This window comes from Nocardia sp. SSK8, assembly GCF_037034205.1.
Classification (GTDB): Bacteria; Actinomycetota; Actinomycetes; order Mycobacteriales; family Mycobacteriaceae; genus Nocardia.
Map to the genome: position 1 here is coordinate 80,037 of NZ_JBAGKD010000003.1, position 13,633 is coordinate 93,669.

Consider the following 13,633-nt stretch of genomic DNA (forward strand, 5'->3'; position numbering starts at 1 on the left):
GCGCCCCCAGCCCGCCCCGCCCGGATGCTCAGCGTCCCGCGCCGAGCGCCTGCCCCAGCAGTGTTCCCAGGATCGCGGACGCGAATTCCGGGAGCCCCTGGGCGAATTCGGGTTCCAGTGCGGTCGAGGTGACCGTCCGCACCGTGCAGCCCGGGCCCTGCACCGGCCCGTCGCCGGTGAGCGCGCGGTCCAGCCAGGCCAGCAGGCCGCCCGCGCCGGTCAGGGCGACCACCCCGTGCGCGCCCATCGGGGAGTCCGGCACCGCGTCGCGGATCTGAGTGATCGAGGCACCGGCCGCGCACCACCGGTCGACCAGGGCGTCCACGGCCGGGCTATTGCTCACCTCGTCGTGCAGGCCGTTGAGCACGTACAGCGGGGCGGTGGGGGTCTCGCTGCCGCGCTTGCGGATCTCGACCTCGCGGCGGATCACCGGGTCGGCCATGAGCTGGTCGACCGGCACCTCGAGCCAGTCGCTCACCCGGCGGAACCGGACGCTGCCCACGGTGGTCGCGGTGCAGCTCACCCGCGCGAGTTCGACGGCATCGCGGCCCGCCGGGGTCAGGTGCGGGGCCAGCCGCTGGGCGAACTCGGGGGAGTCCTTGCTGATCGAGGCCAATCCGAGCGGCACCAGCCCGACCGTCGAGCGGCCGTCGGCCGTGTGGATGGCGGCCTCGAGATCCTGCACCGGCGCGCCGATGGCGAAGCCCACCGCGTTCAGTTCCGGGGCGTAGCGCGGCTGCACCTCGGCGGCCCAGCTCGTCGCGACCCCGCCGCCGGAGTAGCCCCAGCCCGCGACCCGGGTGGCCGCGCCGGGCAGGCCCAGCGGCGCGAAGTTCTCCGCCGCGCGGATGCCGTCGAGCACGGTGTAGCCCATCAGGCGTGGCGTGAGGAACCGGTCCTCGACGCCGCCGGGATCGGGCACGCTCACCGCCCAGCCCTTCGACAGCGCGGTGGCCACCAGCGCGGCCTCCGAGGGCACCGTCGAGCGACCGGACTGTTTCGCGGTGTCGAGCAGATCGGTGAGGCTGCCGTGGGTCAGCGAGTACGACGGCATGCACTCGCGTCGCAGCGCGTCGTAGGCCATCTGGAACGACAGCAGCGGCCGCGGCCGCGCGGGCCCCCGCGGCATCAACACGGTGGTGACGGCCGCGTACGGCCCGCCCTCGCCGTCGGTGGTGCGGTACAGCAGCTGCCAGGCCTGGGCGTCGATCGGGAACTGCTGCAACAGTTTCGCCACCACCGGCCTGCTGTCGAGGACGGTCCCCGGCGCCGTCGCCGCGTACCCCGCCGGTGGCGTGTAGAAGTCATCGGCGACCTCCGCGCCTGCCTGTCCGGCGGCCAGCGTCGTCAGCCCGACCAGCGCGCTCACGACCAGCGCACCCCAGCGTCCACGACGCTCTCTCCGCGATTCGCGGCCCGACCGGCCCGCCCGCGCTTGGCTTTCCATGTGTCCAACTCTCGATCCGACAACGGTGTCCGACGGGGTGCGCACCCGTGAGCAGGGACGGTACGGGAGCCGATGGTGGAAATCAAGATTTCGACCGTTCGCAATATTAATTCGGGTTAGGGTAGCGCGTGGCCGACGAGAACCCTGCCCCCGAGCGGATCGCCGATTGTCTGGCGGTGGTCGAGGCGGGCCTCGGCCGCGACCGTGTTCTCGATATCCGGGTGCAGGGCGGCGGCCTGTTCAACTACCTGCTGCGCGTCGAAACCCGTTCCGGGACCTACTTCTTCAAGCAGTACCTCGACGGCATCGAGAACCCGCTGTATTCGCCGCCCCGGATTCCGGCGATCGAACGCGCCGAGCTGGCCGAACGCGTACAGCGGCTGGCGGCCACGGCGGGCCCGGCCGGGGCGGTCCCCGAGATCGTGGCCTTCGACCGGCAGCGCCGCGCCTTCCTGATGACGGCCGCGCCCGGCGAGCGCCCGCTCAACGACGCCCTCGCGCGGGGTGAGCTGCCCGCCGCCTTCCTGACCGGCCTACCCCGGGTGCTGGCCGGACTGCATCAGACCACCTACGGGCGTTTCGCGCCCGACTCGCTTCTCGCCAATACCGAATTCCGGGACTTCAAGCTGGGCTTGCAGTACGACGACATCGCCGCCCGGCTCACGCCCGCCGAGGCCGAGCGGGTGCTGCGCTGCCGTCGCGAGTACCAGCGCCGCACCGACTGCGTCACCCACGGAGACATCAACTCGCGCAATATCATCGCCTCGGACACCGCACTCGGCGTGATCGATTTCGAGCAGTCACACCTGGGCACGCCCGCCTACGATCTGGCCTACATCCTGTGCGAGGTGCTGATCAGCCAGGAGGCCGCCGGAGCGGATTCGGTGGCCGCCATCGGGGAGTTCCTCGACCGGTACTTCGCGGATTTCACTGCGGCGCACCGGGATTCGGTGGAGATCGAGGTGACCCAGCACCTGGCCGTGCAGACGCTGTACCGCTTCTGGGGGCCCAGCCGCGCGGCGTGGACCGGGTATGTCGACGAACCCAGCGGTGCGCGCGTCATCGCCCGGGCCAGGGAGCTGCTGCTGGCCGACGGCCCGGTCACCGCACTGCTCGGCCGCTAACGCCCGGGGTCGGCCGGGGTGTAGGGGATATTGGCCGCGCGGTTCCGGTCGACCCGGATCGCCCGTCCCAGCTGCGGAAACGCGCGCTGCGCGCAGGCCGGACGCTCACAGATCTTGCAGCCAGCGCCGATCGGGACGGCGGTGGTGTCGTCGTGGATCGGCAACCCGTGCGAGTAGACCAGCTTCTCCGCGTAGGCCAGGTCGCAGCCCAGGCCGATCGCGAAATCCCGCTTGGGGGAGAGGAATCCGGGCGTGCTCTCGTCGGTGGTGCGGGCCAGCCACAGGTATTTGCGGCCGTCGGGCATCTCGGCGATCTGGGTGCGGATGCGGCCGGGGGTGGTGAAGGCCTCGTGTACCACCCACAGCGGGCAGCTGCCGCCCACCCGGGAGAAGTGGAAGGCGGTGGCGGACTGACGTTTCGAGATATTGCCCGCCCGGTCGGTGCGCACGAAGAAGAACGGCACCCCGCGCTGATTCGGCCGCTGCAAAGTGGACAGCCGGTGACACACCGTCTCGAACCCCACCTCGAACATCGACGACAGCAGGTCGATGTCGTAGTGCAATTCCTCGGCGGCATTGCGGAACCGGGTGTACGGCAGGATCAGCGCGCCCGCGAAATAGTTGGCCAGGCCGATCCGCAGCAGATCGCGCGAGCCCTCGGGCATGGTCTCCACCGAGGCGGCCAGGGTGTCGATGGTGTCGGCGTGGGTGAGGAAGGCCAGCTGGGTGGCGAGCTGGAAGGCGCGCTGGCCGGGAGAGAGCCTGCGCGCCAGTACGATCCGGCGCGTCTCGGGGTCGTAGATCCGTTTGGGTCCGGGATCGGTGGGGTCGTCGGTGCGGATGGTGACGCCGATGCCGTGCCGCTGGTGCAGCAGACGGGTCAGTTGCAGGTCAAGGCCGCCGAGGGTGAGCCGGTTGTCGGTGAACAGGCGTTCGGCGGCCTGGTCGAGTTCGGGGATGTGGTTGCGGCGGTCGTAGAAGAAGTCGCGCACGTCCTCGTAGGGGGTGGCGGTGCCGGGCTCGACGGTGACGCCCTCGACCTCGGCGGAGAACTGTTCGAGCTGCTGGGTGGCGCCGCGCAGGCGGCGGTGCAGGCTCACCAGCAGGCGGGCGGCGGCGGGCGTGCGGGTCATCAGATCGTCGAGTTCGGCGGTGGAGACCGTGGCCGCGTCGGGCTCCTCGGCGAAGACGTCCTGGAGGTCGGCCAGCAGGCGGGCGTCGGTGTCGGCGGCGAAGAAGCCCATGTCCAGATCGAAGGTGGCGTTGAGCCGCAGCAGCACCTGCACGGTGAGCGGGCGCTGGTCGTTCTCGAGCTGGTTGACGTAACTCACCGATAGCCCGAGCAGCTTGGCCATACCCGATTGGGACAGCCCGCGTTGATCGCGCAGTGTCCGCAGCCGCGCGCCCGCGTACATCTTCTGCATGCCGCCACTGTAGCAATCCGACCTTTCACAACTTCCACAAATTTGCTGGTCGGCGTCCACAAATTTTGACATTTGCGGTGTATTTCGCGGTATTCGCCGCGTGTGTAACGTGCGAAAGACACCAGTGAATTTCCCGCTTCTGGAGGCCGCCACCGTGAAGAACCATCTCGTCCGCACCCACCGCTCCGCCGAGGACTTCCCCCGGGAAGACCACCTCGCCTGGCGGATCGCCGAGGTTGCTACCGATGCGGTCGAGGTGCCCGCGGAGACCGAGGAGATGATCGTCAACCGGATCATCGACAACGCCTCGGTCGCGGCGGCCTCGCTCACCCGCCGCCCGGTCGCCAATGCCCGCGCCCAGGCCCTCGCGCACCCGTACGGCACCGGTGCCGCCGTGTTCGGCGTGCCCGGCCGGTTCTCCCCGGAGTGGGCCGCCTGGGCCAATGGCGTGGCCGTGCGCGAGCTCGATTTCCACGACACCTTCCTGGCCGCCGAGTACTCCCACCCCGGCGACAACATCCCCTCGATCCTGGCCGTCGCCCAGCACACCGGCCGCGGCGGTCGCGACCTGATCCGTGGTCTGGCCACCGGCTACGAGATCCAGGTGGACCTGGTCCGCGCGATCTGCCTGCACGAACACAAGATCGACCACGTCGCCCACCTCGGCCCCTCGGCCGCCGCGGGCATCGGCACCCTGCTGGGCCTCGACACCGAGACCATCTACCAGGCCATCGGCCAGGCCCTGCACACCACCACCGCCACCCGCCAGTCCCGCAAGGGCGAGATCTCCAGCTGGAAGGCCTACGCGCCCGCCTTCGCCGGGAAGATGGCCGTGGAGGCCGTCGATCGCGCGCTGCGCGGTGAGGGCGCGCCGTCGCCGATCTGGGAGGGCGAGGACGGCGTGATCGCCTGGCTGCTCGGCGGCCCGCGGGCGGAGTACTCGGTGCCGCTGCCCGGCCCCGGCGAGGCCAAGCGCGGCATCCTCGACACCTACACCAAGGAGCACTCGGCCGAGTACCAGAGCCAGGCCCCGATCGACCTGGCCTTCCGCCTGCGCGAGCGGATCGGCGACCTGGACCAGATCGCCACCGTCGTGCTGCACACCAGCCACCACACGCACTACGTGATCGGCACCGGCTCGAACGACCCGCAGAAGTTCGACCCCAAGGCTTCGCGCGAGACCCTCGACCACTCGATCATGTACATCTTCGCGGTCGCCCTGCAGGACGGCACCTGGCACCACGAGCGCTCCTACGCGCCCGAGCGGGCCCAGCGCCCGGACACCATCGAGCTGTGGAACAGGATCTCCACCGCCGAGGACCCGGAGTGGACCCGCCGCTACCACTCGACCGACCCGAACGAGAAGGCCTTCGGTGCCCGCGCCGAGGTGACGCTCAAGAGCGGCGAGGTGATCGTCGACGAGCTGGCCGTGGCCGACGCGCACCCGCTGGGCGCGCGCCCGTTCGCCCGCGAGCAGTACATCGCCAAGTTCCGCACGCTGGCTGAGGGCGTCATCGACCCGGCCGAGCAGGACCGTTTCCTCGAGGTCGCCCAGCGCACCCCCGAACTCACCGCCGCGGAACTGGGTCAGCTGAACTTCACCGTCTCCGACGACGTGCTGGCCCGCGCGCCGAAGCTGCCGAAGGGCCTGTTCTGATGACCGGCCTGCTGGCGGCGGCGACCTCGGCCGCCGACAAGCGGATCGCGTTCCGGGCCGGGCTGGCCTCGGACCGTATCCAGCGGATCCCGGGCGCGTTCAATCCGCTGGTGGCCAGGCTCATCCAGGAGATCGGGTTCGAGGGTGTCTATGTCTCCGGCGCGGTGGTCTCGGCGGATCTGGCACTGCCCGATATCGGGCTCACCACGCTGACGGAGGTCACCGAGCGCGGCAGGCAGATCGCGCGGGTCACCGATCTGCCGGTGCTCATCGACGCCGACACCGGTTTCGGCGAGCCGATGAGCGCGGCGCGCACGGTCACCTTCCTCGAGGACGCGGGCATCGCCGGTGCGCACTTCGAGGACCAGGTGAACCCGAAGCGCTGCGGGCACCTCGACGGCAAAGCTGTTGTGCCGGTGGCGGAGATGGTGCGCAGGCTGCGCGCGGCGGTCGCGGCACGGCGTGATCCGAACTTCGTGATCTGCGCACGCACCGACGCCGCCGGGATCGAGGGCATCGATGCGGCGATCGAGCGGGCGCAGGCGTACACCGAGGCGGGCGCGGATCTGATCTTCACCGAAGCACTGCACACCCCAGCGGATTTCGAGAGGTTCCGGGCCGCGGTGGACACGCCGCTGCTGGCGAACATGACCGAGTTCGGCAAATCCGAACTGGTACCGGCCGCCACGCTGGAGAAGATCGGCTACAACGCGGTGATCTACCCGGTGTCGACGCTGCGGCTGGCCATGTTCGCCGCCGAGGCGGGTCTGCGCGAGATCTTCGCCGAGGGCACCCAGGCCGGTCTGCTGGATCGGATGCAGCACCGGTCTCGTCTCTACGAACTGCTGCAGTACGAGCGTTACAACGAATTCGATTCCGACATCTTCAATTTCGCCTTGTGAAAGGACCAGTGATGACCGACATCGCTGTACCCACCATCTACAAGGGCCTCGCCGGGGTCGTGGTCGACACCACCGCGATCTCGAAGGTGGTGCCGGAGACGAACTCGCTCACCTATCGCGGCTATGCCGTGCAGGACCTGGCCGCGCAGTGCAGCTTCGAACAGGTCGCCTATCTGCTCTGGAACGGTGAGCTGCCGGATCACCGGGAGCTGGAGCGGTTCTGCCAGCAGGAACGGGCCTCGCGCCGGGCCGACCGTTCGCTGCTGTCGCTGGTGGCCAAGATGCCGGACAACTGCCATCCGATGGATGTGGTCCGTACCGCCATCAGCTACCTCGGCGCCGAGGACCCGGCCGAGGACGACAACTCGCCCAAGGCGAACCGGGCCAAGTCCCTGCGCATGCTGGCGGTGCTGCCGACCATCGTGGCCGCCGATCACCGCCGCCGCCAGGGGCTGGACCCGATCGCGCCGCACTCGCACCTCGGGTACGCCGAGAACTTCCTGAACATGTGCTTCGGCTCCATTCCCGCGCGGGAGCTGGTCAAGGCGTTCGAGGTGTCGCTGATCCTCTACGCCGAGCACAGTTTCAACGCCTCCACCTTCGCCGCCCGGGTCGTCACCTCGACCCTGTCCGATATCTACAGCGCGGTCACCGCCGCGATCGGCGCGTTGAAGGGTCCGCTGCACGGCGGTGCCAATGAGGCGGTCATGCACGACATGCTCGAGATCGGCGACCCCGCGCTGGCCGAACAGTGGTTGCGGAACAAGCTGGCGCACAAGGAAAAGGTGATGGGGTTCGGCCACCGGGTCTACAAGAACGGTGACTCCCGGGTGCCCACCATGAAGAAGGCGTTCCTCGATATCGCCGCCGCCACCGACGGGGGCGAGTGGGTGCGGATGTACGAGACCCTCGAACGCACCATGAACGAGGCCACCGGGATCAAACCCAATCTCGATTTCCCGACCGGCCCCGCGTACTACCTGCTCGGCTTCGATATCGAGGTGTTCACCCCGATCTTCGTGATGAGCCGGATCACCGGGTGGACCGCGCACATCATCGAACAGGGTGAGTCCAATGCGCTGATCCGTCCCCTGAGTGAATATGTGGGTGTTCCGCAGCGAACAGTGGTGGCGTAGAAGAGAAGTCGCCATCGTGGCGCCGTGGCGCCGGTATCGTCGAACGTGCCGTCACGGCGCAGGTGTAGCGGGTCGGCGGCGGCGACCTACTAGACGAATGGGGGATGTCGATGACCGGTGAGCGTTCCGAGGCGGCGCGGCTACCGTCTCGCACCCTGTCGGTGGCGCAGCGCCTGCGCGAATATCGCGGACACCGGGTGCCGTTCTCGGTGGAGTTCAACCCGCCCCGCGATGCCGCCGGAGAGTCCCGCCTGTGGCGCGCGGTGCGCGAATTCGAGCGGCTGCACCCGGCTTTCGTCTCGATGACCTACGGCGCCGGGGGTTCCACCAAGGACCGCACGGTCCGTATCACCGGTGAGCTCGCCGCCGAGACCACCCTGCTCCCGGTCGCCCACCTCACCGCCGTCGGCCACAGCATCGCCGAATTGCGGTCGCTCATCGGTTCTTACGCCGACTCGGGGATCCACAACCTGCTCGTCCTGCGCGGTGATCCGCCCGGCGACCCGCTGGGCGAGTGGCGCAAGCACCCCGACGGGGTCGAATACGCCGAGGAACTCGTCCGCATCGTTCGCGATCTCGGGGATTTCCACGTGGGCGTCGCCTCGTTCCCGCAGGGGCACCACCGCTCGCCCGATCTGGACCACGACACCCGGCATCTCGCGGCGAAACTGCGTGCGGGCGCGGAGTATTCGATCACCCAGATGTTCTTCGACGTGGAGCACTATCTGCGCTTGCGGGACCGGATTGTCGGCATGGACCCGGCCGAGGGTGCCAAGCCGATCATTCCCGAGCTCATGCCGATCACCTCGCTGCGCACGGTGCAGCGGGCCGAGGAACTGTGCGGCCGGGCCCTGCCCGCCGCGGTGCTGGCGCGGCTGCGACGAGCCGCGGGGACCGGTCCGCGGGAGGACACCGCCGCCGTCCGGGCCGAGGGCATCCAGATCGCCACCGAGATCGCGCAGCGCCTCATCGACGAAGGCGCCCCCTGCCTGCACTTCATCACCCTCAACTTCGCCAAGGCCACCAGCGAAGTCCTCACCAACCTCGGCTACGCCAGCCGCACCCCCGCCGTCGCGTAGCAGCCACCCGTCGGCGATCAATTCGCTCGACGGGTGGAGAGGTGGTTGTTAGCGTGGATGCCATGCACTTGTTCTTCCTCTGAGATTCCGGGCCGCGTCCGCATCGGCGGACAGCTGACGGCCCCGCATCGATGTTTCGTCGCGCGCTCGGCGCGCGCCCATCGACCAGGGCATTCCACCTTCTCCCGTGCTGGGTGAGGTGTGCCCGGAGGACACCATGAACAAGCGAATTCGGCCTGCCCACGCCCGGGCACAATTGACCTGCACCGGTATCGGTGTGCGACGCGGTGACCGCGTGGTGCTCGACGGTGTCGACCTGACGGTGTCGCCCGGCTCGCGCTGGGCGATCGTCGGCGAGAACGGGCGGGGCAAATCCACCCTGCTGCACGTGCTCGCCGGGGAACTCGCCCCCGACGAGGGCACCGTCCAGCGGGTCGGCACCCTGGCGCTGGCCACCCAGGAGATGCCCGACCACGACGCACGCACCATCGGCGCCGTCGTCGACGAGCATCTCGCCGCTGCCCGCGCCGCGATGCGCGCGCTCGACGAGGCCACCGAAGCCATGGCCGACGGACGGCCCGGCGCCGACGAGGACTACAGCGCGGCACTGGACCGGGCCCAGCTGCTCGATGCCTGGGACGCCGACCGCCGCGTCGACATCGCCCTGGCCGGGCTCGGTGCCGTCACCGAGCGTGAGCGGCCGCTGTCCACTTTGTCGGTGGGGCAGCGCTACCGGGTGCGGCTGGCGGTGCTGCTGGCCGCCGGTGACGATTTCCTGCTGCTCGACGAACCGACCAACCACCTCGACCGGGCCGCGCTCGACTTCCTCACCGACCAGCTGCGCGGGTTCGCGGGCGGAGTGGTCGTGGTGAGTCACGACCGGGCCCTGCTCACCGACGTGGCCGAGACGTTCCTCGATCTCGACCCGACCCGCGACGGCAGGCCGCGCGTCTACGGCGGCGGCTACGCGGGCTACCGGGACGGCAGGCTCGCCGAACGGTCCCGCTGGATCGAGGAGTACGAACAGCAGCAGAGCGAACGGGCCCGGCTGGCCGACGACCTGTCGGCGGCACAGAACCGCCTGGTCAGCGGCTGGCGGCCGGACAAGGGCACCGGCAAACACGCCCGCGCTACCCGGGCTGGCTCGGTGGCCAGGGCGGTGCACCGGCGCCAGGACGCCCTCGAGCAGCATCGCGTCACCGCGCCCACCCCGCCGCAGCGTTTCGGGATGCCCGAGCTGCCCACCCGGGCCGGGGTCAGGCTGGTGCGCGCGGCGGAGGTCACCGTCGCCGGGCGATTGACGGCGCCGGTCGAACTCGCGCTGGACTCGGGGGACCGGCTGGTGATCAGCGGGGCCAACGGCGCGGGCAAGTCCACCCTGCTCGGTGTGCTGAGCGGGACGATCTCGCCGTCGACCGGCGAGTTCCACCGCGCCCGCAAGGCCCGGATCCACCTGCTCCAGCAGGAATCCCGCAGGCCGCTGCGCCGCCGGGCCCGCGAGGTGTACGAGACCCACCTCGCCGAGCTCGTCACCGCCGGACTACTCGCCGACGGTGACCGGGTCGCGCTCAGCGCCCTCGGGCTGCTGACCACCCACGAGGCGAACAAGCCGATCGGCGAGCTGTCCATGGGCCAGCAACGCCGCCTCGACCTCGCCTGCGCCCTCGCCGCCCGCCCCCACGCCCTCCTCCTCGACGAGCCGACCAACCACCTCTCTATCAGCCTGGTCGACGAACTCACCGAGGCGTTGCGGGCCACCGCCGCCGCCGTCGTCGTGGCCACCCACGACCGCCAGCTCCGCCGTGACCTGCGGGATTGGCCTCGCCTGGACCTGGGAGCGTCGGAGGCCGTCGTGCGGAGCTGACGAAGCGTGTGATCCCGGGGTTCGCTCCTGATCGGGCGACTCCGGGATCAGTGGTGGCGGATCGCGGGTCGCGGGATTCAGTCGCGGGCGGCGAGGGCGTCCACCTCGAAGAGCATGCCGGGGAGGGCGAGGGAGGCGACGCCGAGGAGGGTTTGGGTGGGTGGCTTGTCGCCCCAGATCTCGGCGATCTGCTTGCCGAGAACGGTCAGCTTGTCGAGGTCGTGGTCGACGATGAAGGTGCGCAGCTGGGCGACATCGGCGTAGTCGAGACCGGCCGAGCGCAGGGCGGTGCCGAGGTTGGCGAACGCGCGGGCGACCTGGCCCGCGAAATCCTCGGTGGTGGTGTGGCCGTCGGCGTCGGAGTCGTACTGACCGGCGATCAGGACCAGCTCGCCGGTCACCCGGGCGACGTGGCTGTAGCCGAAGCCGGTCGGATCGTGCAGGTCGGCCGGGTTGCTGAGGTGCACAGACATGGAACTCTCTCCTGGGATCGATCGAATGTGTTCGCACAGGGGAGACGAAAGACGCGGCGGGAGTGTGACATCGCGCGGAGGAGGGTCGGCGGAGGCGTTCACGCGGTAGGAGAGGAACTCACATGAGCGGGATCCGAGCTGGGACGGCGTCGCCGCGAACCTGCGCGCCGACGGCTACCGCGTCCTTCCACGAGGTGTTCGCCGCCGACGTCAGCGATGCCACCGCCGTCATCGAAGCCGCCGCCGCGGGCTGATCCGGTCAGCGCGGGGCGGTGGTCAGCAGCGCCGACATGGCCGTGCGCCAGTCGGCGAGTAGCTGGTCGCGGTGGTTGGTGCTGAGGATGGTGGTCAGGGCCAGGCCGCGGAAGTAGGTGAGGGTCATCTCGAAGACGGTGTCGAACTGCACGGGGAGCGGTTCGCCGACACCGCGCACGATCGAGGTGCGGATGGTGGTGTGCAGGTCGCGCTGGTGGCGGAGCAGGGCCGCGCGCAGGTCGGCGTCGGTGCGCGCGGCCACCCACAGTTCCAGCAGCGCGCCGAACAGCGGGGTGGCGAAGCTGCGCCACAGTGCCGCCATCCAGTCCGGGTCGCCGCCGGGCTGTTCGGCGGTGCGGACCTCGATGACCTGCTGGTCGGACAGATGGCGCACCGCGTCCACGAGCAGATGCGCCTTGTTCGGGTACTGGTGCAGCAGCGCGCCGCGCGAGACACCCGCCCTGGCCTGGATGGCGCCGATGCTGGTGGCGGCGTAACCGTCCTCGACGAGGCTGTCGACCGCGGCGGCGAGAATGCGCTCACGCGTGTTCTGGCTGCGTGCGGCGTCGCTGCGCCGTCGGCCTTCGGTGGGGGGAGCCATGCGGAGTATCTTCGCAGGTCTTGACAACAGTCCGATCGGACTGTTTCATTCCGGTATGGCCACCCCCACAGTCCTGGTCGAGCGCGACGGTCCGCTCGTGTTCATCGGCATCAACCGTCCCGCCGCGCGCAATGCCGTCGACGGCCCGACCGCCGCCGCGCTGGCGGCCGCCTTCCGTGACTTCGACGTCGACCCCGGCGCGGCCGTGGCGATCCTGCACGGCGTGGGCGAAACCTTTTGCGCGGGAGCCGATCTCAAGGCGATCGGCACCGAGCGCGGCAATGTCGCCGGGCCGGAGGGTGACGGCCCGATGGGGCCGACCCGGATGCGGTTGAGCAAGCCGGTGATCGCCGCGATCTCCGGGTACGCGGTGGCCGGTGGCCTGGAATTGGCCGTGTGGGCCGACCTGCGGGTCGCCGACGAGGACGCGGTGCTCGGTGTGTTCTGCCGTCGCTGGGGCGTGCCGCTGATCGACGGCGGCACGGTGCGCCTGCCCCGGCTGATCGGGGAGAGCCACGCCATGGACCTCATCCTCACCGGCCGCCCGGTCGACGCCGCCGAGGCGCACCGGATCGGCCTGGTCAACCGGATCGCGCCGCGCGGTCAGGCCCTGGCCGCCGCGCGCGAACTGGCCATCGACCTCACCCGCTTCCCGCAGACCTGTCTGCGCGAGGACCGCCTGTCCATGCTCGAACAGGCGGACCTGACCGAAACCGACGCCCTGACCAACGAATTCGCCCGCGGCATGACCTCGCTGCGGGCGGACACCCTCGACGGCGCCGCCCGCTTCACCGCGGGCGCGGGCCGCCACGGCGACTTCACCACGGAAGGACAGTCCTGATGACCTCGGCACTGGCAGGAAAGACCGCGATCGTGAGCGGCAGCGGACGCGGGATCGGCGCGGCCATCGCGCACAAGCTCGCCGCCAACGGCGCGGCGGTGGTGGTCAACGATCTCGACGCCGACGCGGCCCAGCAGGTCGCCGACGAGATCACCGCCGCGGGCGGACGGGCCGCGGTCTGCGCGGGCAGCGTCACCGAGGAGGGCTTCGCGGACCGCTTCGTCGCGACCGCCGTGGACACTTTCGGCGGGCTCGACATCATCGTCAACAACGCGGGCTACACCTGGGACACCGTGGTGCAGAATATGGGCGACGAGCAGTGGGACGCCATCCTCGACGTGCACCTCAAGGCGCCGTTCCAGATCCTGCGCGCGGCCCAGCCGGTGATCAGCGCCGCCGCGAAACGTGAACGCGACCAGGGTGATCCGGTCACCCGCAAGGTCGTCAACATCTCCTCGCTGGCCGGGCTGTTCGGCAATGCCGGGCAGGCCAATTACTCGGCGGGCAAGGCGGGCATCCTCGGGCTCACCAAGGCGATCGCCAAGGAGTGGGGCCGCTACCGGGTCACCGTGAACGCGGTCGCCTTCGGCCTGATCCAGACCCGGCTCACCAGTTCGGCCACCGACGACTCCACCATCGATATCGCCGGGCAGGAGATCAAGGTCGGCGTGAATCCGATGATCCTGCAGGCTGCCCAGCACCTCGCGCCGCTGGGCAGGCTCGGCACCGTCGAGGAGGCCGCGGGCGCGGTGTATCTGCTGTGCCTGCCGGAATCGGACTACATCACCGGCGAGGTGCTCACCTGTAGCGGCGGGCTGGTCGGCTGAGAC

General features: G+C 70.0%; 13 protein-coding genes. 9 read left to right on the forward strand and 4 right to left on the reverse strand.

The genetic code is table 11. The features are described from left to right. Positions 1–28 precede the first annotated feature (28 nt). Positions 29–1,447 (reverse strand): lipase family protein, encoded by a 1,419-nt coding sequence (locus WA675_RS07125; protein WP_336082981.1) that lies wholly within the window; start codon positions 1,445–1,447, stop codon positions 29–31. Positions 1,448–1,575: 128 nt separating this feature from the next. Between WA675_RS07125 and WA675_RS07130 the strand changes: the two genes are divergently transcribed. Next, the gene (locus tag WA675_RS07130; RefSeq protein WP_336082982.1) at positions 1,576–2,571 is read left to right on the forward strand and encodes a phosphotransferase family protein; all 996 of its coding nucleotides are present in this window, start codon (positions 1,576–1,578) and stop codon (positions 2,569–2,571) included. Here the strand turns inward: WA675_RS07130 and WA675_RS07135 are convergent. Then, positions 2,568–3,995 (reverse strand): short-chain fatty acyl-CoA regulator family protein, encoded by a 1,428-nt coding sequence (locus WA675_RS07135; protein WP_336082983.1) that lies wholly within the window; start codon positions 3,993–3,995, stop codon positions 2,568–2,570. The genes WA675_RS07130 and WA675_RS07135 overlap by 4 nt on opposite strands. Positions 3,996–4,149: 154 nt before the next feature. On the opposite strand from WA675_RS07135, the gene prpD reads away from it, so the two are divergent. The 5 genes from prpD to WA675_RS07160 all read left to right on the forward strand — a co-directional run bounded on the left by prpD (position 4,150) and on the right by WA675_RS07160 (position 10,633). Beyond that, a complete protein-coding gene (prpD, locus tag WA675_RS07140; RefSeq protein ID WP_336083578.1) occupies positions 4,150–5,652 on the forward strand; it encodes a 2-methylcitrate dehydratase PrpD in 1,503 nt (500 codons plus the stop codon). Further along, positions 5,652–6,554 (forward strand): methylisocitrate lyase, encoded by a 903-nt coding sequence (gene prpB / locus WA675_RS07145; protein WP_336082985.1) that lies wholly within the window; start codon positions 5,652–5,654, stop codon positions 6,552–6,554. The genes prpD and prpB overlap by 1 nt, the downstream gene beginning before the upstream one ends. Positions 6,555–6,565: 11 nt before the next feature. Beyond that, on the forward strand, positions 6,566–7,690 hold the full coding sequence (locus WA675_RS07150) for a bifunctional 2-methylcitrate synthase/citrate synthase (protein ID WP_336082987.1): 1,125 nt from the start codon (positions 6,566–6,568) through the stop codon (positions 7,688–7,690). 110 nt (positions 7,691–7,800) lie between these two features. Further along, entirely contained in the window at positions 7,801–8,769 is a 969-nt protein-coding gene (locus WA675_RS07155) for a methylenetetrahydrofolate reductase (RefSeq protein ID WP_336082988.1), read from the forward strand. Between the two features lie 217 nt (positions 8,770–8,986). Continuing rightward, positions 8,987–10,633 carry an ABC-F family ATP-binding cassette domain-containing protein gene (locus tag WA675_RS07160; RefSeq protein ID WP_336082989.1) on the forward strand — a complete coding sequence of 549 codons (1,647 nt, stop codon included), beginning with the start codon at positions 8,987–8,989 and terminating at the stop codon, positions 10,631–10,633. A 77-nt stretch (positions 10,634–10,710) separates the two neighbouring features. Here WA675_RS07160 and WA675_RS07165 read toward each other — a convergent pair whose 3' ends face one another. After that, positions 10,711–11,106 carry a RidA family protein gene (locus WA675_RS07165; protein WP_336082991.1) on the reverse strand — a complete coding sequence of 132 codons (396 nt, stop codon included), beginning with the start codon at positions 11,104–11,106 and terminating at the stop codon, positions 10,711–10,713. 122 nt (positions 11,107–11,228) lie between these two features. On the opposite strand from WA675_RS07165, the gene WA675_RS07170 reads away from it, so the two are divergent. Further along, positions 11,229–11,360, forward strand: coding sequence for a hypothetical protein (locus WA675_RS07170; RefSeq protein WP_336082992.1), 132 nt, complete (start codon positions 11,229–11,231; stop codon positions 11,358–11,360). Between the two features lie 5 nt (positions 11,361–11,365). On the opposite strand, the gene WA675_RS07175 is transcribed toward WA675_RS07170, so the two are convergent. Continuing rightward, the gene (locus tag WA675_RS07175) at positions 11,366–11,962 is read right to left on the reverse strand and encodes a TetR/AcrR family transcriptional regulator (protein WP_336082994.1); all 597 of its coding nucleotides are present in this window, start codon (positions 11,960–11,962) and stop codon (positions 11,366–11,368) included. A 55-nt stretch (positions 11,963–12,017) separates the two neighbouring features. On the opposite strand from WA675_RS07175, the gene WA675_RS07180 reads away from it, so the two are divergent. Further along, on the forward strand, positions 12,018–12,803 hold the full coding sequence (locus WA675_RS07180) for a crotonase/enoyl-CoA hydratase family protein (protein WP_336082996.1): 786 nt from the start codon (positions 12,018–12,020) through the stop codon (positions 12,801–12,803). Continuing rightward, positions 12,803–13,630: an SDR family NAD(P)-dependent oxidoreductase gene (locus WA675_RS07185; RefSeq protein ID WP_336082997.1), complete on the forward strand. Its 828-nt coding sequence runs from the start codon at positions 12,803–12,805 to the stop codon at positions 13,628–13,630. The genes WA675_RS07180 and WA675_RS07185 overlap by 1 nt, the downstream gene beginning before the upstream one ends. The last annotated feature ends 3 nt before the right edge of the window (positions 13,631–13,633 follow it).